This is a genomic window from Stieleria maiorica (assembly GCF_008035925.1).
GTDB lineage: Bacteria > Planctomycetota > Planctomycetia > Pirellulales > Pirellulaceae > Stieleria > Stieleria maiorica.
In genome coordinates this window covers 3007115-3024683 of record NZ_CP036264.1, presented here as the reverse complement: position 1 = coordinate 3024683, position 17569 = coordinate 3007115, and the positions used below count along the sequence as shown (strand labels likewise).

15 protein-coding genes and 1 tRNA gene are annotated in these 17569 nt (G+C 59.5%); 5 read left to right on the top strand and 11 right to left on the bottom strand.

What is annotated here, in order from left to right:
* Positions 1 to 475: 475 nt before the first annotated feature.
* Together Mal15_RS10430 and Mal15_RS10425 are read left to right on the top strand one after the other, a co-directional pair.
* Positions 476 to 883 (top strand): hypothetical protein, encoded by a 408-nt coding sequence (locus Mal15_RS10430; RefSeq protein ID WP_147867700.1) that lies wholly within the window; start codon positions 476 to 478, stop codon positions 881 to 883.
* Positions 858 to 2039 (top strand): site-specific integrase, encoded by a 1182-nt coding sequence (locus tag Mal15_RS10425; RefSeq protein ID WP_147867699.1) that lies wholly within the window; start codon positions 858 to 860, stop codon positions 2037 to 2039. Before Mal15_RS10430 ends, Mal15_RS10425 begins: the two co-directional genes overlap by 26 nt.
* Positions 2040 to 2411: 372 nt before the next feature.
* Here the strand turns inward: Mal15_RS10425 and Mal15_RS10420 are convergent.
* Together Mal15_RS10420 and rpsU are read right to left on the bottom strand one after the other, a co-directional pair.
* A tRNA-Val gene (locus Mal15_RS10420) sits at positions 2412 to 2486 on the bottom strand.
* A gap of 235 nt (positions 2487 to 2721) precedes the next feature.
* The gene (gene rpsU / locus Mal15_RS10415) at positions 2722 to 2916 is read right to left on the bottom strand and encodes a 30S ribosomal protein S21 (RefSeq protein ID WP_094417928.1); all 195 of its coding nucleotides are present in this window, start codon (positions 2914 to 2916) and stop codon (positions 2722 to 2724) included.
* Positions 2917 to 3323: 407 nt separating this feature from the next.
* Between rpsU and Mal15_RS10410 the strand changes: the two genes are divergently transcribed.
* Positions 3324 to 3659 (top strand): hypothetical protein, encoded by a 336-nt coding sequence (locus Mal15_RS10410; RefSeq protein ID WP_147867698.1) that lies wholly within the window; start codon positions 3324 to 3326, stop codon positions 3657 to 3659.
* Positions 3660 to 3973: 314 nt separating this feature from the next.
* Here the strand turns inward: Mal15_RS10410 and Mal15_RS10405 are convergent, their stop codons facing one another.
* The 4 genes from Mal15_RS10405 to Mal15_RS10390 all read right to left on the bottom strand — a co-directional run bounded on the left by Mal15_RS10405 (position 3974) and on the right by Mal15_RS10390 (position 9351).
* Positions 3974 to 5236 carry a (Fe-S)-binding protein gene (locus Mal15_RS10405; RefSeq protein ID WP_147867697.1) on the bottom strand — a complete coding sequence of 421 codons (1263 nt, stop codon included), beginning with the start codon at positions 5234 to 5236 and terminating at the stop codon, positions 3974 to 3976.
* Positions 5237 to 5238: 2 nt separating this feature from the next.
* On the bottom strand, positions 5239 to 6387 hold the full coding sequence (locus tag Mal15_RS10400; protein ID WP_199773841.1) for an FAD-binding protein: 1149 nt from the start codon (positions 6385 to 6387) through the stop codon (positions 5239 to 5241).
* Entirely contained in the window at positions 6380 to 7825 is a 1446-nt protein-coding gene (locus tag Mal15_RS10395) for an FAD-binding oxidoreductase (RefSeq protein ID WP_147867696.1), read from the bottom strand. Before Mal15_RS10395 ends, Mal15_RS10400 begins: the two co-directional genes overlap by 8 nt.
* 446 nt (positions 7826 to 8271) lie before the next feature.
* On the bottom strand, positions 8272 to 9351 hold the full coding sequence (locus Mal15_RS10390) for a pyridoxal-phosphate-dependent aminotransferase family protein (RefSeq protein WP_233903394.1): 1080 nt from the start codon (positions 9349 to 9351) through the stop codon (positions 8272 to 8274).
* A gap of 232 nt (positions 9352 to 9583) precedes the next feature.
* On the opposite strand from Mal15_RS10390, the gene Mal15_RS10385 reads away from it, so the two are divergent.
* Complete coding sequence (locus Mal15_RS10385) at positions 9584 to 9799, top strand: SlyX family protein (RefSeq protein ID WP_167546719.1); 216 nt, start codon at positions 9584 to 9586, stop codon at positions 9797 to 9799.
* A gap of 53 nt (positions 9800 to 9852) precedes the next feature.
* Here the strand turns inward: Mal15_RS10385 and Mal15_RS10380 are convergent, their stop codons facing one another.
* The 5 genes from Mal15_RS10380 to Mal15_RS10360 form a co-directional block, all read right to left on the bottom strand.
* Positions 9853 to 12189, bottom strand: a complete 2337-nt coding sequence (locus tag Mal15_RS10380; RefSeq protein ID WP_147867693.1) for a hypothetical protein — start codon at positions 12187 to 12189, stop codon at positions 9853 to 9855.
* 552 nt (positions 12190 to 12741) lie between these two features.
* Entirely contained in the window at positions 12742 to 13188 is a 447-nt protein-coding gene (locus Mal15_RS10375; protein WP_147867692.1) for a hypothetical protein, read from the bottom strand.
* A 376-nt stretch (positions 13189 to 13564) separates the two neighbouring features.
* Complete coding sequence (locus Mal15_RS10370) at positions 13565 to 14842, bottom strand: hypothetical protein (RefSeq protein WP_147867691.1); 1278 nt, start codon at positions 14840 to 14842, stop codon at positions 13565 to 13567.
* Between the two features lie 272 nt (positions 14843 to 15114).
* Positions 15115 to 15747 (bottom strand): TVP38/TMEM64 family protein, encoded by a 633-nt coding sequence (locus Mal15_RS10365; RefSeq protein ID WP_147867690.1) that lies wholly within the window; start codon positions 15745 to 15747, stop codon positions 15115 to 15117.
* Entirely contained in the window at positions 15740 to 16201 is a 462-nt protein-coding gene (locus Mal15_RS10360; protein ID WP_147867689.1) for a pyridoxamine 5'-phosphate oxidase family protein, read from the bottom strand. The genes Mal15_RS10365 and Mal15_RS10360 overlap by 8 nt, the downstream gene beginning before the upstream one ends.
* Positions 16202 to 16327: 126 nt before the next feature.
* Between Mal15_RS10360 and Mal15_RS10355 the strand changes: the two genes are divergently transcribed.
* A complete protein-coding gene (locus Mal15_RS10355; protein ID WP_147867688.1) occupies positions 16328 to 17554 on the top strand; it encodes an outer membrane protein assembly factor BamB family protein in 1227 nt (408 codons plus the stop codon).
* The last annotated feature ends 15 nt before the right edge of the window (positions 17555 to 17569 follow it).

Here is a 17569-nt window from a genome sequence, read left to right as displayed (position 1 = left end):
CATTTTATACCCCGGCAGACAGAAAGAAATGAGCTGATCGCTAAACCCCGGCGATCGCGGCACGGATGGGCAGTGGGGCCAGACGCACTACTTTGATTGACAACAGTGTTCAAGCGTCGCTATGTTGGCGATGTTCAAAAATAACGGCGGGCCGGCGAGGTGTGTCACCACCAGCGCCGGAACCGCGACTCAACCATCCGCGTACACGGACGGGAATCATGGCCACTTCCGCGCCGCTGCCTTTCGGCAGCCATTTTCTACCGCATTGCCGCGGTCCGCCGGAACCCCTATGCGCACGAAAAAAGCACCGCCGACAGACGGTGCCCTTCGTGTTTTATTGTCGCTGGCTGACCAAGTTTCTCAGGCCAAATCAACCAGCAATTACCACCCGTTTTGAAATCACCGTATAGGGTGCTCGCAACCGGTCTACACAAAAAGTACCACCTGACCGGCGGCGCGTCAAAAGGAAATTGTCATGCCGGGGAAAATATTGGTCAATCGGTTACGCGAATTATTAACACAGCAGGCAGCAATTCAGAAACAAGAACTAGACCTGCGGGTGGAGATTCAGATTGTCGAAAGGCAACTTCAATTGCTATCTCTTGGTGGCGGCACGTCGGTCGTGCCGGTTGACGAAAACCAGCAATTCATCGAGAAGTACCGCGATCAGCTGGAGCCCGAGGATATTGAATTTTTGTCCAAGAAGTACCGCAGCACGAAGGAAGTGGTCGAGTACACGGGATTCCCTCGCACATCATTGCGGCGGGATGCGTTGGAACGCGGGACCATCGAATACCGGAAGGATGAAAACGGAAACATCCGATACAAAACCATCTCCGTGATGCGGAAATTGCTGAATGTCAAAGCCGAGGAAAAACGATAGCGGCGCTTGGACGCTGGTGGTGCAGTACGCCGGCCAGCGTCGGAAACTGACACTTGGCAAAGTGCCGAAATCACACGTTGACGACTTTTGCCGCAACGTGGAGGCGATCATCGAGCACGTCAAATACGGAGGAAAATCGCTCGGTCCAAGGCTGCAAACGTGGATCAACAACCTCGCCGACCGACACCGTTTGCAGCTATCGGAAATCGGTCTTTTTGAGTACCAGACGGCCCTGACAGTTGGCCAGCTGGCGGACCTGTACGTCGCGGATTACAAAAAGCAGAGCCACGCCGACTCGACGAAAACGAAGGTCAAAAGCACGGTCAAGAATCGCCTCGGAAAGCTGCGAGAGATCTCGCTATCGGACATTGAGCCAGTCCAGCGGTCCGCCCGGCAAAACGCGGAGCCGGTATTCTCCGACGCGGCGAAGTCCACCCTGGCCGACTTCAATTCCTGGCAGCGGAACCACTATTCGGCCGCAACGTGGACCCGCGACAATAAGCTGCTTTCGTCGATCGGGATCTGGGCGGTAAAACACGGCTACTGCGATCACAACCCGTTCGTTGGGATGCCCACGGCGTCGATGGTCAACGAGGAACGGCTGGAATACATCTCGGCCGAGATGGCGATCGACGCGATGGAGCAGTGCTACAGCCCCGACATCCGCCTGACGATCGCGATGGGGCGATTCGCCGGGATGCGGACGGATTCCGAGGTCCGCACGATGAAGTGGTCCCACGTCGACGTGGACGGCGGCATCCTGACCGTCATCGACAGCAAGAAGAAAGAACCCCGAAAAATGCCGCTATTTCAGCGGATTCGCGACGAATTGGAGCGACAGCGGGCGGTCACCGGGCACACCCGCTACGTGGCGTCGTCTGACATGCGGCGGGCGTCGTCATCGACGAATTACCAGCGGATCAAGGAAGCGGTCGAGCGATCGGGCCAGACGGCGTGGCCCCGGCTGCGGCAGAATCTGCGATCGAGCTGCGAGAATGACTTGCTTGAGATCTTCGATGAACGGCTGGTGACGCAGTGGATTGGGCATACAGTCACCGTAAGCCGGAAGCATTACCAGAAACTTCGCCCGAGCGATTACACCAATGCGATCGAGGTAGCAGCGTCACACGGCCTGAATAAAGTCTTAGACGAATAAGATCTTGGGCAGGCACAAAAAAACGCCCAGCATCCGCTGGGCGTCGGGCCGAAGATCTCTCTCAAGTCTCTCCGGTGGTGTCTGGAAGTAGCCTGAACCGGTTCTCATTGGCTAAGTCCGCCATCATTCTACTTGATCCCAGGTGCGCGCCAAACACCCCCAGGTGCGCATCGGGTGCGTTTGCCGAAAACACGCCAAACCTCTCTTTTCGCCGGTCGCTCTCTTGGCCGGCAGCGTCCACGACGCTGAAAACCTGCAATTGTCCAGCTAAAAACGCCGGACGCTGAGCGCCCGGATGTACCAAAAAGCTGGGCGCCCGCGCCCAAGCGAAAAATAGTCGGGACTCAAAAAACCCGTGTTTTAGATGGGTAATGGGCGTTGAGGGACTCGAACCCCCGACCCCCTCGGTGTAAACGAGGTGCTCTGAACCAACTGAGCTAAACGCCCGAGCGATTGAGGGAAGCGCCGCGGTGGACACGGAGCGGGATGTGACAGCGCCGTCACGGATTGGGCCGCAGCGGGTGGCTCGCTGACGCAACCGGTCGGACAACCGGGCCACATCGATTACGCTTCGCTCGTGGACGCACTTCGCGTCCGGGATGTTGTGGAAAGCATCGACCGGGGAGTGTCGGGCAGTGACAGAATTCCGCCCCATGGACAAGTTTTCCCGTGATGCCGATTCCTAGCGACCGAGCATTCGTGCTCGCTTGTTGCGTCGCTCGGCCTGGATCTTCTGGCGGCGACGGATTTCGCTGGGTTTTTGGTAATGCTCGCGGCGACGCATTTCTTTTTTAATTCCGCTGCGTTCGACCAATTTGCGGAACCTTCGGACTGCCTCTTGGATTGTTTCGCTGTCACGGACCATCAACTTAACCATTGTTTCTCCATCTGCATCGTTGGAACCTCTGATTTCGACCTGGAATCGCTACCACACCCAATTCACCCTCGCGATGCTTGCCGCCGCCCACCAGCGGGTGGTGCCGGACCGCAAAATTCACTTGAGGGGTCAACTGAGAGACGCGGGAGTGTAACGATCGGCATACCACTCCCGCAACGGCCATCCTTTTCGGTTTGACCAGATTTCCTCGGGTTTTTGCGGTTTTGTGTCCATTTTGCTCGCGGGGTCGTGGATTGAGCAGATTTTCAGCAGCCGGCAATCTTTACCCAGTCGAGCTGACTGGTTTGTTTGGAGCCGCACGCACTTTCCCACCCCAATTCGTCCGATGGCACTTTCGTTCGAAGACCTGACACCCTTTGCGACGACAACGACGAAAGCTGCTGCCGATGGCCGTTCCTCCACATCATTTCGACGACGAACCCGCTGAATCACAGCCCGGTGGACTGCTGGGCGAATTGGAACGGCGGCAGGATGAAGTGCTGGACAAGCTGGACGACCTGGACGCCAAACTGTCCGAAGTCCTGAAAGGTCTGGAGTCGTCGTCTGATCAGGCGGGCTCGGATCGGGCGGGCATCTTCTCCGCCGGCCGACCGTCCGGAGACGCCGGATTCCAACTGGGCGATCTGGTGGAGACGCTGCTTGACGAGGAGGCCGCGGATGAGGCGGCTGACGACGAAGACGATGACGATGACGATTTCGAGTCGGCCGAGGATTGGGCGTAGCGGTGGACTGTGTACAGACGCTCGCATTTGCTCTGTTCCAGAGGCGTCTGACGTGCCCCCCCACGGATGTGATGCAGCCAATGATCCGTGGGTTCGCGCTGCCACCGGTGGGTTTTCAACCGTCGGCCTTGTTCCCCAGCCCGTGTTCGCAGCCCGTGTTCCCAGGTTCCACCTGAGGTCGGGAGGTGCCTCGGAGGCTCCGCTTGCCAATGACGCGCGAGGCGGGAGCCTCTGGAGCGGTGCGTTACAAGGCGGGAGCCTTGTAACGAGTTGGATGAGTTGGATGACGAGGCAGGGACACGCGGGGAGGCGGATCACGTTGCCTGATAGGCGTCGCGCAGGATCTGCATCGTGTGCCTGGGGCGGATCGCCGAATCGCGACGCTCCAAGTGGTTGGCGATCTGGGTCAGGCAGCCGATGTTGCCCATCGCCACGACGTCCGCTTCGGTCGCCACGATGTTGTCGGCCTTTTGACGCCCCAGCGAATCGGCGATCTCGGGCTGATCGATGTTGTAGGTTCCGGCCGAACCACAACACAGGTGCCCGTCGGCAATCTCCAGTAACTTCAGCCCCGGCACCTGCTGGAGCAATTGTCTGGGCTGAGCCCGAATCCCTTGCGCGTTGGCCAAGTGACAGGCGTCGTGATAAGCGACCGTCAACGTCGATTGCGATTCGGGAAACGGCGCAAGCCTGCCCAGGCGACTCAAGTAGACCGAGACGTCACAAACCCGCTTGGTGAATTCGACCGCACGGGATTCATCCGCGGTGCCCTTGAGAATCAAGGCGTACTCGTGCAATCCGCTGCCGCAGCCGGCCGCGTTGGTCACGATCGCATCGACATCGCTGGGAAACGCGTCCAAATTCTGTTTCGCGAACTTCTGTGCTTGGGCCAGGTTTCCTACATGCCAGGACAACGCGCCGCAACAGCCCTGTGACTTCGGCACGACCACTTCGACGCCGTTCCGGTTCAGCACGTCGATCGTCGCGGCATTGATGTCGGGGTCCAAAACGGTTTGCGCACAACCGGCCAGCAGCGCGACGCGTCCGCGCCGCTCTCCGAGCGCCGGATAGACCTCGCGCAGTGGAATCGATTTGGGCAGCGCCGGAGGCAACAGTTCCAGCATCACGCGGATCGGCCCCGGCATCAGTCTGGCAAACGGTTTCACCAAGCGCCCGGTACGCGCCGCCATGCGGAACCGCGCCGGGTACGGCAGCGTCCACTGGGCCAGTGTGCGTTTAAATCGTTCGGCCAACGTTCGCTTCCGTTTCGGTTCTTGGATCGCGCGAAACGGGCTGATCAAATCGCCATAGGGGACTTCCGAGGGGCAGGCGGGGACACAGGCCAAACACCCCAAGCAGGCGTCGATGTGCGGCGCCGCGGTTTCGATCGGCAGCGAGCCCTCCAAGACCTCCTTCATCAAAATGATTCGGCCGCGCGGCGAATCCGTCTCGCGTCCCAACTCCTGATAGGTCGGACAGGCTGACAAACAGAACCCGCAGTGGACGCAGGTGCTGACGGCCTTGGCCATCGTCTCGCCCATCGGGCCGTGCTGGGCGGTCTTAATGTCGTGTCGCATCCTTATCCTTCCAGGCCGGGGAAACGACCGGGTGGGTCCATCGCATGTTTGATCCTGCCATCGATTGCGGCGGCGCGTTTGGCACCAATCGTCCAGCGGCCGAGCGGTCCTTGGTCGTCGCGGATCACCAATCCGGTCAGCGAGGATTCGGCAAGGAACGCATCGACGTCGTCCAGCATGCCGCCAGCGGCGGCCAGCCATCCGATGCTTCCGGCGACGCTGGTGTGTAAACAAACGCGGTCGCGACGTTCGTCACACCAAGTTGCCAAACGCTGCATCTGTTGCAAGTCCATCGGAACCTTCACGATCGCGGGCCGATCCGGTCCGCCGAAGCGGAGATTCATTAGCGGCGCCCATGCCTGGGCGGATTGCTCGCCGGACATCGGGATCAGGTCACGGTTTCCGATCGAACGTGCCATGTCCGCGATGATCGCATCGCAGACGGTTTTGGGGCCGCCCATGCGAACCCAGATGGATCGAGATTGGCAATGATAGTCGATCGCATCGAGCTCCCATCGACCGCGCGCCGCATCACCGATCGCGGTCGCAGCATCCTGGTGGTCGTCGCATTGCAATTGGTAGCTGTGAAAGTCGCTCGGGCGCGGGAAGACTTTGAAGGTCAATGCGGTGATCGCTCCCAGCCGGCCACAGCTGCCGACCAACAGTTTGGGAATATCAAAGCCCGCCGCATTCTTGACAACTTTCCCGCCAGAATGGATCAGATTCCCGTCGCCGGCGATGAATTGGGCGCCGAGGACAAAATCGCGGATGCCGCCGTAGCGGTGACGCCCCGGGCCGCTCAGTCCCGCGGCCAGCGTTCCGGCGATCGTCGCGTCGGATTCGACGAGCATCGGATCAAAGGGCAGGTATTGATCCTTTTCCGCCAGAGTTGCATTGATCTCACGAAGCGTGGTTCCCGCCAGCGCGGTGAACGTAAACTCCGACGGCTCGTATTCGATGATCCCTGTCAGCGACCGTGTGGTGACACGCTGTGTCGATTCCGCCGCGGCCGAGAGCGCGGGTTTGCTGCGGTTGCCGACGACCACGATCGAATCGCTGCTGCGCACCAGCTCCTGCAACGCCGCGACCGAATCGACTTCGACAAGGCCACTCGGCTGCGCGCCGGCACGGTTGGATTGCAATTCACTCACGGCTGATCACCCCGGCCTTTTCCAGCGGATGCAAGCCGTGACCGGACAACGCGGGAGCCTCCGCGCCGGGAAACATCTTGCCCGGATTGGCGATCGTCTTTGGGTCGAACGCGGCTCTTAAACGATGCATCAATTCCATCGTCGCAGAATCGTACATCTTGGGCAGAAAGTCCCGCTTCTCCATCCCGACGCCATGTTCGCCCGTGATCGAGCCGCCCATTTGGACGCACAGGTTCAGGATCTTTCCGGCCAACGCTTCGGCACGCTCTAATTCTCCGTCGACCGAATCATCAAACAGGATCAACGGATGCAAGTTTCCGTCGCCGGCGTGAAAGACATTGGCCACACGCAGCCCGGAGTCCTTGGAGAAAGCCTCGATCGCTTCGAGTGCTTCGCCCAATCGTTTCCGCGGGACGACTCCGTCTTGGACCAGAAAATCGGGGCTGAGTTTTCCGACCGCGGAAAAGGCACTTTTACGACCGGCCCAAATCCCGTCGCGTTGCCGGGCGTCGGCCGCGACGACGGTTTCGAATGCCTCGGTTGACGCAATGACCGATTCGAGCTGCTTCCGTTCGGCGTCGATCTTTTCACGCGGCCCCTCGAGTTCGACGATCAGTACCGCCGCGGCCCCCTTGGGGTACCCGCACGACGTCGCCGCTTCGGCCGCTTCGATCGCCAGCGCCTCCATGATTTCCATCGCACCGGGCAACAGCCCCGAATCGATGACCGCCGACACGGCGTCGCCGGCGGCGCGCAGCGACCGGTACCCGACCAGGACGGTGTGGAAACATTCCGGCTTGGGGAGTAATCGCAACGTGATGTCGAGCGCCACCCCGAACAAACCTTCGCTGCCGCAGAACAGTCCGGTGAAATCCGGACCGACCGATTCGAGGCTTGGACCACCGAAGGACACGATTTCGCCGCTGGCGGTGACCGCGCGAATCCCGATCACGTGGTTGCTGGTCATGCCGTATTTCAGGCAGTGGGCGCCGCCGGAATTGAAAGCGATATTGCCGCCGATCGTGCAGATTTTTTGGCTGGACGGGTCCGGTGCGTAGTACAAGCCGTACGGTGCCGCGGCGGCGGATACCTGCAGGTTGATCACGCCGGGCTGTACGACAGCGATGCGGTTGTCCGGATCGACCTTGATGATTTGCCGCAGACGATTCAGCGAGATCACGATGCCGTCGGCCACCGGCATCGATCCACCGGACAAACTGGTACCACTGCCGCGCGCGACGAAGGGGATCGAGTGCTCGTGGCACCAACGCACCGTTTGGACGACTTCCGCTTCGTTCTGCGGAATGACAACACCCAGCGGCCGACAACGGAACGCGGTCAGCCCGTCGGACTCGAACGCCGCCCGCGACGCAGCGTCTTCGCTGAGCCGACCGGGCGGCAACAGTTTGCGAAGTGATTCAAGGGCGGTCGAGGACATGGTCGGGAGGGTGTGGAGGCGGGCGGATGACGCGCTACGATCAAAGCGTGACAAGGGCTGTACGGGTATCTTACCCCGGGGAGACCGGGGAACGCAGGGGCACTGGCGCGAAGTTGTGACGCGAAGTCACCAACAGCACGATAAAAACGTCACTGAGGAGGTCGCGCATTTGCTCCCCGACCGGCCCGAATCTCAAGGGCGGTCAATGCCCACGGATGGCAGCGCGAACCCACGGATGTTATGCGGTCGGGGATCCGCGGGTTCGCGCTGCCATCCGTGGGCTTGTTTGGTTTCCCCGAACCTCCATCCCGAACGCCCCCCGAGGAAAACAGGCCCCGACAGGGAACGATGATTCTTGGGGTGGTGCGCACGGCGATCAGAGATCGCGGGGCGACCGCCTGGAAAGGCCGTCGTACTTGGATGTGCAAGCGTGACAGGCGGGTGGCTTATCCCGCCGGGAGGCAATCTTTGAGTGCGGCGAGCAGGGTGGTGACGTTTCTCTTGGATGCCGATTCGCCCATCAACCCGATCCGCCACGCTTTTCCGGCAAACACGCCCAAGCCGCCTCCGATTTCGATGTCGTACTCGTCGAGCAAACGCCGGCGGATGGCTGCTTCATCGATGCCGTCGGGGACCGCAACGCAATTCAACGTGCAAAGTGAGTGATCAGGAATGTAGCTGAGGCCCAGCCCCTCCAGGCCCTCGCGAAGCAAACCGTGCATTTCCCGGTGGCGTGCGATCCTGGCGTCCAAGCCCTCTTCGAGCACGATCGCCAGGGCTTCGCGGAGCGCGTAGATCATGTTGATCGGCGCGGTATGGTGATACGCCCGGCCGCCACCGCCGGTGTAATAGTTCTTCAGCATCGAGACGTCCAAGTACCAGGAACGCGACTTGCTGGATCGTGCTTCCATCGTTTCGATGGCCCGGTCGGAAAAGGAGACCGGAGACAGTCCCGGTGGACAGGAAAGGCACTTCTGGGTTCCGGAATAAATTGCGTCGATCCCCCACTCGTCGACGCGGACGTCATGACCGCCGAGCGAGGTGACAGCGTCGACGGCAAACAGCATTCCGGCGTCGTGCAACAGATCGCCGACCCCGCTGAGATCTTGCAAGGCGCCGGTGGAGGTTTCGGCATGGACCACGCCCAGCATCTTTGCCTTGGGGTGTGCGGCGACGGCTTCGGCGAATTGATCCGGCGTGAACGATTTTCCCCAGGGAATCTCGACGGCGTGGACGCTCGCGCCGCAACGTTCCATGTTGTCTTTCATGCGGCCGCCGAAGACGCCGTTGATCATCACGATCGCTTCGTCGCCGGGTTCGAGCAGGTTGACCAGGATCGTTTCCATTCCGGCCATTCCGGTCCCGGAGACGGGAAAGGTGAGCGCGTTTTTGGTACGGTAGACTTGGCGAATCATCTCGCAGGTCTCGTCCATGTACCCGATGTACTGGGGGTCGAGGTGCCCGAGCGTGGGAGCGGAAATCGCTTGTAAAATCCGCGCCGGCACCGTGCTGGGGCCTGGCCCCATGAGCAATCGTTGTCGAGGATGAAGTGGAGAGACCATCGTAGATAGGACAGATTAAAGGCTGGTGGGCAAAGACATCGTGGAGGATTCTACGCGAAACCCGTCCCCGCTTCGACCGCCGACCGCCACAATGCCCAGGACCGGGACCGGGACCGGGACCAGGACCAGGACCGTGTCTGTCACCTAACCGACGCGCAATCGCTTGGCGAAACCGAGATCAATGAACAACCCTCCGATGAACGACGAAACCGAACGAATCAAGCATCTGGAGATGCAACTGGCCCATTTGCAACGTCAATACGACGTGCTGAACGACGTCGTGACGGAACAGTCGATGCTCTTGGACCGAGTCAACAAACGCATCTCCAAGTGGGAACAAGAGGTCGACCGGATCAAGAACGTGACCGATTCGGAATCTCATCCGTTGGACGAGAAACCGCCGCATTATTGACTGGGATCCGCAACGCAAAGTTGCCGCCCAGGCGCAGCGACGTGAACAGGGCTTTAGTCGCGGGGGGATTTCATCGCCAACGCGACTTCGGGACGAAGGCGTGAGAAAGCTTCGATGCCGTCGACCGAGACGTCAGTGCCCATCAGGCCGATCGAGACCAATTGGGGCGAATTGGACAGCCGCAGCAACGTGTCGTTGTCGAGTTTGCAGTCGCGAAAGGAGAAACCGGTGGTCAACGGCAATTCGACGTCCGCTGATGCGGGCAAATTGACGTGGCAGTCGACGAAGTTCAGATTCGTGGAAAGCCGTCCGAGCGTGTTGATGGCTTCGGGGGTGAGTGTGGCGAATTGCACCTCGACGCCGTCGATCTCCCAATCATGGTGGCGCTGCTCGCAATTTCCGAATCGCGGTTTGACCAGGGTGACGTAGTCCAGGTTTTTGATCCCACGCAAGGACCGGATCAATTCGTCGTCGACGATGGCGTTGGTCAACCAAATCCGTTCCAACTGGGGCAATTGGGCAACTTCTTCGGCGACGGGGCGATGCTGGCAATCGAAATGCAGGTCGATCAGACGCGGAAAGTGCGCCATCGCCGTCAGCGCTTTGCCATCCAAATAGCCTCCTTCGACATGCAGCGTCCACAGGCTGTCGGTCGCGTCGATCCGCGAAAGCGCCTCGGCATTGACGTCAAACGCCTGTTGCTGACGTGATGCCAGCCCCAGCCACTGGACTTCTTCCAAACACCATCGATCGATGTTCTTCTTCGAAAATGATTCATACGAGACCGCCGCTCGATTCGCTCTTCCGGACCAGGCCTCGCCGAACACCTGGCTCAGCCGCATCGGCAGGTACAACCCTTCTTCGTCAAGATGCCACATCCCCATCTCGACTTGGCCGCCCATTTCCCGCACTTCACTGATCATTCGCTGTCGCACTTGAATGCGTTTGATCCCTTTGCTGTAACCGCCGAAACAAATCGCCAGACACGTGGCGGCAAAAAGCGCAAGTCGAATCGAGATCTGTTTCTGTCCAATCAACAGGACCGTCACCACGATCCACGTCAGACCGAACAACCCGACCAGCATCATCGTCAATCCATACGTCGTCCATCCCGGCGGATAGCTGCTGAGGTACGCGACGGCGGCGGTCAAAGCGATGCCGCTGGTGCCCAGCAAGGTGCGATGCCGACCGAGGAACTGGCGCAACGCCGCACCCAACCGTGTCGCTTTGAACCAGATCGCCAGCGCAGCGAGGACGAAGACAAACGCGAACATCCCTCCGCCGGCCCGTTGCGGCTCGAAAACCTGTCGCATCATCATCGAATTCGAACCCGGACCGGACAATTCCGTCAACACCGGAACCGGGGCGTATTTGGCGACGATCGGCTTGGGTGGAGCGGCGTGTTTCGCATTCACCACCGGTGCATCGGAGTAGATGGTGGTGTCGGCAAAACGATTGTCGATTTCAAATCGGATCCGCGTTGGCTGCATTTGCGAATTCCATCGCCTGCGCGCGGTGACCTGTTCGGGGTACCAAAGCCCGCTCGCAGAATCGATTTGAAAAGCATCGATTTCGATCGTTTTGAGTTCCGGCCACCGATCACCCGCAGGGGTCGAATAAGACTGTCGCAGCGGAAGAAGCGATCGATCTTTCGCCAGATAAACTTCGCAATCCGAGACGACATCCAGATCTTCGTTGTTGATCCCGAACCAGCTGACTCGCCAACACGGATGGCCATTGAATTGAACCTCTTCAACACTTGGTTGACCGATCACGGATTCCGGTGGGAACAACTGTTTCTCATGGTCGGCGAGAACCAACCAGTTCAGATGCCGCGAATAATAGAATTCGACAAGAACGCCATGTGGCAACCTCGGAGCACCGTTCCGTTCTTGGGCATACACGTTCGGCGACAGCGGACGATTCGTTATGCCATGGAAAAAACGCATCCGTCCGATCTGGCCGTCGTAGGCGAACACCATCTTCTGCTGAAGCGGTTGGAGACGCTCCGCCCGAAATCGGTCTCCCAATCGCAGAAAATCGTCGCTGTATGAAACCACCGGCGTTCGTTCGGACCAGTCCGTCGATCCGACCGAATCTTGCGATGAATCGTCGCGGACCGTCGGATAGGTTTTGATCGTTCGCTTTAATCCCCATCCCTTGTACGCTTGGCGGATCATGGCGATTTCCGCTTTCAACCGACTCTCACCACTCGCCGATGTCGGCGACAGGGCTTGGCCGTCCGTGATCGATGGCGGTGAAATCTTGCTGATCAACGACGGGGAATCCGCCGTCGCCGCACAGGCGGTTGAGATAAAAACGACGAGGCAGGCGACCAAGCGGAGCTTGTCAATGCGGCGTTCTGAACGCGGCGCTGAGTTTAATTCCACGCAATGAGTCGAGTCTTGAATGAACATCGTGGCTCACAGGTTGCATCGTGCGAACGCTTCGAAAAGCGGGATAAGGTTGGTACACGATAGCGAATCGGCCAGCGCCGAGTCAAAAAGTTTGAGACCGCGGGGAGAAATCAAACGCCTAATCTGGGGTGATCAACGAGCGGGCTTGTCAGGGAATACACTCGACGCACTTGATTTCCGTCGTTGTACCGTCCGTCGATTCAGCGGAGCGGTTCATTGGCGGAGGAGCATGCTGGCGAAAACTCGCCAAGGCGTTCACCCCAACTTGGTCGTTCGTTCCGCCGTCGTGCGAAACGTCACTTAGCGGACTGTCCACGGGAAACGCCGCGAGGAAGAGTCCCATCGCTAGATGTGGCGCAGTCCAGCTGGCAGGGCGCAAAGAAAGAACCGACAACACAACGAGCGTGTTGCCGGTTCTCCATCTGATCAGCCAGTCGTCGATTGAAACGCGACATCCAGCAATTGTGATCGACGCGAGCCGGGTGACGTTCCCGAGCACGCGTTCACACATTGCTGCATCGATCGCTACTCTTTCTTTGCCAGCTCAAAGCCTTTCTTGAACGACTTGTCGCTGTAGATCAGCTTCAATCGGGCTTCGTCATCTTCGGCGCCTTCCGCTTTGCCTTTGCAATTATTGCAGCAGAACGCGACTTCGGTGCCGGCCAACTTGATCGCAGTCGACTCGTTCAATTTCCCACCGCTAAACGGACACTTCTTTTGCACGTATTGCTTGGTCGCGACCAACTGGTGATTGGCTTTGACGGCATACTTTTCGGTGTCCTTGGCAAACTTGCCGGCGCAACCGTTGCAGCAGAAATAGACTTTGGCGTCTTTATAGTCGGCGGACTTGCTCGCGTCGGCGGCTTTTTTCGCCACCACGCATTGGATGTCTTTCAGGTCCACGTCGGCGGTCAAGGTGGTGGCAGTCGCGACGACCAGAACCGCGACGGCAGAGGCAAGAAATCGTTTCATGGTTGGACTCATTTGAGGGGGTGAAACGGAGAGATCGGCAGCCCGAAAGGCGGCGGACACCTTCACAATAGGCAAATTCTCGCTCCAAAACCAATCCTGAGTGCCGTCAGAACGGGAAAAATCCGCAAAATCTGCCGCCGCCGGTCGCCCTCGTCCCCGGGCTCCGCCTCCCGACGATGCGCGAGGCGGAGCCTCGCAACCCGTGCGTGACAAGGCGGAGCCTTGTCACGAGGACCGTCCCACGTGTGATCAGCCGTATCGCGCGAGCGTACGGGCATGGACCATTGAGAGAACGCACCGGGCCCGTAGGCTCGCGCCAAACGGCTGATTAAATCGACAGGCCGTGACGCTTCCCGCTGGCATGGATGGGCGATTCTTAGGATGCTTCGGCGTTTGTCCATGACACGGGCAGGTCGTCTAGAGTCGCGCGCAGAATCTGCAAGATGTCGCCACGGTCCTGCGAACTCAAGTGCCCGTACTCCGGGGAGACATCCTGCCCGGAGAGCACCTGCCACAACCGCTGAAAGACGCGGTCTTTGAGCTGCGAATCCAAGGCTGCGAACGCGGGCGAATAGATCGTGTAGCTGCACGGGTACCGAAACAGCCGCCGCTTGAGATCGAACTGTCGCAGCGATCTGCCGTCCCTGGTCGTCGGGCCCTTTGTTGCGAAGTCGTCGGCGAACGTGTTGGAACACTGGATCTCGGATTCCAATTTCGCTTCATCGACAAACAGCAGGTGATCGACAACCTGCTTGGCCGATCGATCGATGACGGTATCCAAATCCGCCACCTCGTCGGCTGGATCGGTTGATGCGTATCGCGCTCGTCGCACGGCAAAGTTTGCACTGGCGAGTTGATTGTGCATTTCCACCTGATGTTCCAACACCATCAGCGCCACGATGTCGCTGCTGGCGACGGGCCATCGCGACAGGTCAAACTGCCCCTGCAGCGTTTCGGCATCGGACGGGCCCAACGAAACGAGTTGGTCGCCCTCGAGAAACGCGTTGCCCATGTGTTTCATCAAGCCGTGGCCGCCGGTCACGTACCATCCACCCCAGCGCTCGGCGATCGGGCTGGTGTGATCGGTGACGAAAGAATCGAGCAACAGATTGATCTTGCCGCTGCTTCGCGCCATCACACTTTGGATCGTGTGAACCGGCACCTTGCCATGATCGTCGGTCCGTTCGTGGCAGCCCAAGCAGCGAAAATTCTCGCGTCGCATCGAAGGGCGCCGCGGGGACATTTGAATGGTGTAATACACCGCACCCAGTTTGGGATCGGCGGCGGAGATTTCCAACAACGAACTGCCGCGGACCCAGCCGACGTAGACATCGTCGCCGAAAAAAATCGCCCGCGGGTTGGTCGGTGAAATCCGCCCCGTCTGCAAACTGGTTTTCGAGAACACGAGTGCCTGGGACGAGACCGGAACCTGCAGCTCGTCGAGGATCGATCGCAGGTACCCGTAGCCGTCTTCGTAAATTAAATCGAGTTCACCCGAGTCAACCTTGTCGATCATCGCCGACACGCGGTTTTCACCCTTGGTCTCGGTGTAATTGATCGGCGCTTCGTCCAGTCGCGACTGGGCGTGGCAAAACGATTGCACGCTGAAGAAGAACAGCAGTGCTGAAAACCGGAGGGATCGGAGGTCGTGCATCGGAGGTGGGATCGATCTGCAGGGGGATGCCGGACGATGGGGCGAGCAGGGAAGGAACTCCTCGCCTGCGCCGCCAGTTTATCCTACCGATCAAGCAAACGCATCAGCAGCACAAAAGTGGACGCGGAAAGCCGCTTCGTCGTTTTTTCCAGTCAGCTGCGGTCGGATTGGTCAGAAAATTTGTTGGTCAAAAAATGGGAGGCAGGAAGCTCCGATCGCCACCGGTTCAGCCCCCATCTTTTGACCAACAAAGTTTTTGACCACCCCATCTTTCACTCCGGAAGCCACCGTTTTGCCGCCGCGGCGATCAGAACCGGCAACCCGATCGACACGCCCAGCGCGAACGGCAGCCACTGGTGACGTTGGGCGTATTCACCGAGGGCCGAATAGGCGATCGCGATGCCCAGGTTGCTCAGCAGGATCGCCGGCAGGAATCTCCGCCAGGAAAGCTGATGGATTCCCGAAATCAACACGCTCGCTTCGGCGAACACCGGCATCGCCCGCGTCAGCACCAGCACCAGCGGTCCGTAACGCTCGCTGACCTCGCGCATCCGATCAAGATCTTTGCCGCTGGAAAACCACAACGCGAAGGGCTGGCCCCAACGCCGGGCCAACGCAAAGCCGATCACGGCGCCAAGATTCATTCCCACCCAAGTTGCCAGCGTTCCCCGCCACCACCCGAGTTGCCAACCGCTCAGCGTGCTGACCACGCTGGAAGGAATCGGCAGCAAGATGTCCGTTGCCAGCAACCCGATCACCAAAGCCGCGGTCGCGGCGACCGACGGCGGATCTTCGGCGACACCGCGCAGCCAATCTTCCAATTGGCCGCCGAAAAACAGGAACGGCAAGACCGGAACCAACAAAACGACGCACATCAACGGCAACGTGCGGAACAATTCACGCATCACCGGCCTGTCGGAAATCCACCTCGTGATACTCCAACGCCCACTCACGCATGAAGCGGACCTGAACCGGATCGACGCGATAAACGATCAGCTCGGGATTGTCGATCGATCCCAAGTAATTCCGCAGCAACGGATTCGCGTCCCAAATTTGTTGCATGACATCCGCGTCATCCAAGACGGCAGCAACCCCGGTGATGCGAACCTGGTCGTGGCTGTCGTTCAAGTAACACAGCTCGACTTTCGGGTTGGCCGCGATTTCCCCGGTTTTGTGATAGCTCCGCAAATTGGCCACATAAACGGTGAACCCGTCGGTGCGGACCGGCGAGACGGGACGAACGCGGGGTTGATCGCCGTCGATCGACGCCAAATAGGGAAAGCGATCCTGTTTCAAGACCGCTTTGGCAAGCCCGACGACTTGGCCGGGCGCGATCGGTTCGGGCTGGGGCTTGGTCATCACCTGAGTATAGCGAATCGGAACCGGACCGCGTTCCAGTTGAGAACGCGTCGCGGGCGACCTATGATTGCAGGCTCGACAACGCCTTCCCATTTTCGCCCACCCGATCGCCTGGATCACCTACTGATGCGCAGCACCGCCGCCGTCCTCCTGGTGACAGTCTTCACTGTCACGTCATTTGCATCCAACTGGCCCGAATTCCGAGGCCCTTCCGGCGATGGCCAAGCCGGCGACGCGGACCTGCCCGTCGCGATCGACGATTCGGTCGTCAAATGGAAGACGCCGATCCACGGTAAAGGATGGTCATCGCCGGTGGTGTGGGGCGAGCAGATCTGGTTGACGACGGCCACCGAGGACGGCACGAAAATGTCCGTCCTGTGTGTCGACCGCAAAAGCGGTGCGATCGTGCACGACAAGGTGCTGATGGAAAACGAATCGCCGGCCTTTTGTCACCCGATGAACAGCTACGCGACGCCGACACCGGTGATCGAAGCCGGGCGCGTTTACATCCACTTCGGCAGCTACCTGACGGCTTGCCTGGACACCGCCAATGCCGAAGTGATTTGGAAACGCGAGGACCTGGAATGTGATCACCACCGCGGCCCCGCGTCGTCGCCGATCCTGCACGACGGCAAACTGTTCATCGCCTATGACGGTTACGATGTCCAGTATGTCGTCGCGCTCGATAAAGAAACGGGCGAAACAGTCTGGAAAAAAGAACGCCAGATCGACTACGGCACCAACGACGGCGACCGGATGAAAGCGTATTGCACCGGCCATGTGATCACCGTCAACGGTCAAGAGCAACTCGTCTACCCCAGCGCCGTGGCAACGATCGCCTATGATCCGTCGGGCGGTGACACCCTGTGGACGGTCTATCACGAAGGCATGAACGCCTCGGCGCGGCCGTTGTACGGTGATGGGCTGGTGTTCATCACCAACGGCATGGGTTCGATGGTCGCCGTCCGTCCCGACGGCAAGGGAGACGTGACGGGGACACACATCGAGTGGTCCGGTCGAAAAAGTGTCGCCAAGAAGTCGTCCCAGTTGCTCGTCGACGGTTTGCTGTACATGAACAGCGACGACGGCGTTGTCACCGCTCGCGACCCAAGGACCGGCGACGTGGTTTGGCAAGAACGCGCCGGCGGTTCCTTCGCCGCCTCACCGATCTACGCCGGCGGCCGGATTTATGCCTTCAGCACCGAAGGCGACATCCTGACCATCAAGCCCGGCCAAGATTATCAGGAATTGGCCAAGACGAAACTCGGCGACGGCTTCATGGCCTCCCCCGCCGTCGTCGACGACCAACTGATCCTACGCAGCAAGTCGCATCTGTATTTGATCGAGCGGTGACGCTGCCGGCTGACC

What these genes read in the sequence shown, in the direction of transcription:
- Mal15_RS10375 (WP_147867692.1), bottom strand. Translation starts at nt 13,188, where the DNA reads ATGAAACGATTTCTTGCCTCTGCCGTCGCGGTTCTGGTCGTCGCGACT.
- Mal15_RS10410 (WP_147867698.1), top strand. Translation starts at nt 3,324, where the DNA reads ATGGCCGTTCCTCCACATCATTTCGACGACGAACCCGCTGAATCACAG.
- Mal15_RS10425 (WP_147867699.1), top strand. Translation starts at nt 858, where the DNA reads ATGTCAAAGCCGAGGAAAAACGATAGCGGCGCTTGGACGCTGGTGGTG.
- Mal15_RS10365 (WP_147867690.1), bottom strand. Translation starts at nt 15,747, where the DNA reads ATGCGTGAATTGTTCCGCACGTTGCCGTTGATGTGCGTCGTTTTGTTG.
- Mal15_RS10395 (WP_147867696.1), bottom strand. Translation starts at nt 7,825, where the DNA reads ATGTCCTCGACCGCCCTTGAATCACTTCGCAAACTGTTGCCGCCCGGT.
- rpsU (WP_094417928.1), bottom strand. Translation starts at nt 2,916, where the DNA reads ATGGTTAAGTTGATGGTCCGTGACAGCGAAACAATCCAAGAGGCAGTC.
- Mal15_RS10405 (WP_147867697.1), bottom strand. Translation starts at nt 5,236, where the DNA reads ATGCGACACGACATTAAGACCGCCCAGCACGGCCCGATGGGCGAGACG.
- Mal15_RS10370 (WP_147867691.1), bottom strand. Translation starts at nt 14,842, where the DNA reads ATGCACGACCTCCGATCCCTCCGGTTTTCAGCACTGCTGTTCTTCTTC.
- Mal15_RS10430 (WP_147867700.1), top strand. Translation starts at nt 476, where the DNA reads ATGCCGGGGAAAATATTGGTCAATCGGTTACGCGAATTATTAACACAG.
- Mal15_RS10385 (WP_167546719.1), top strand. Translation starts at nt 9,584, where the DNA reads ATGAACGACGAAACCGAACGAATCAAGCATCTGGAGATGCAACTGGCC.
- Mal15_RS10360 (WP_147867689.1), bottom strand. Translation starts at nt 16,201, where the DNA reads ATGACCAAGCCCCAGCCCGAACCGATCGCGCCCGGCCAAGTCGTCGGG.
- Mal15_RS10355 (WP_147867688.1), top strand. Translation starts at nt 16,328, where the DNA reads ATGCGCAGCACCGCCGCCGTCCTCCTGGTGACAGTCTTCACTGTCACG.
- Mal15_RS10390 (WP_233903394.1), bottom strand. Translation starts at nt 9,351, where the DNA reads ATGGGGCCAGGCCCCAGCACGGTGCCGGCGCGGATTTTACAAGCGATT.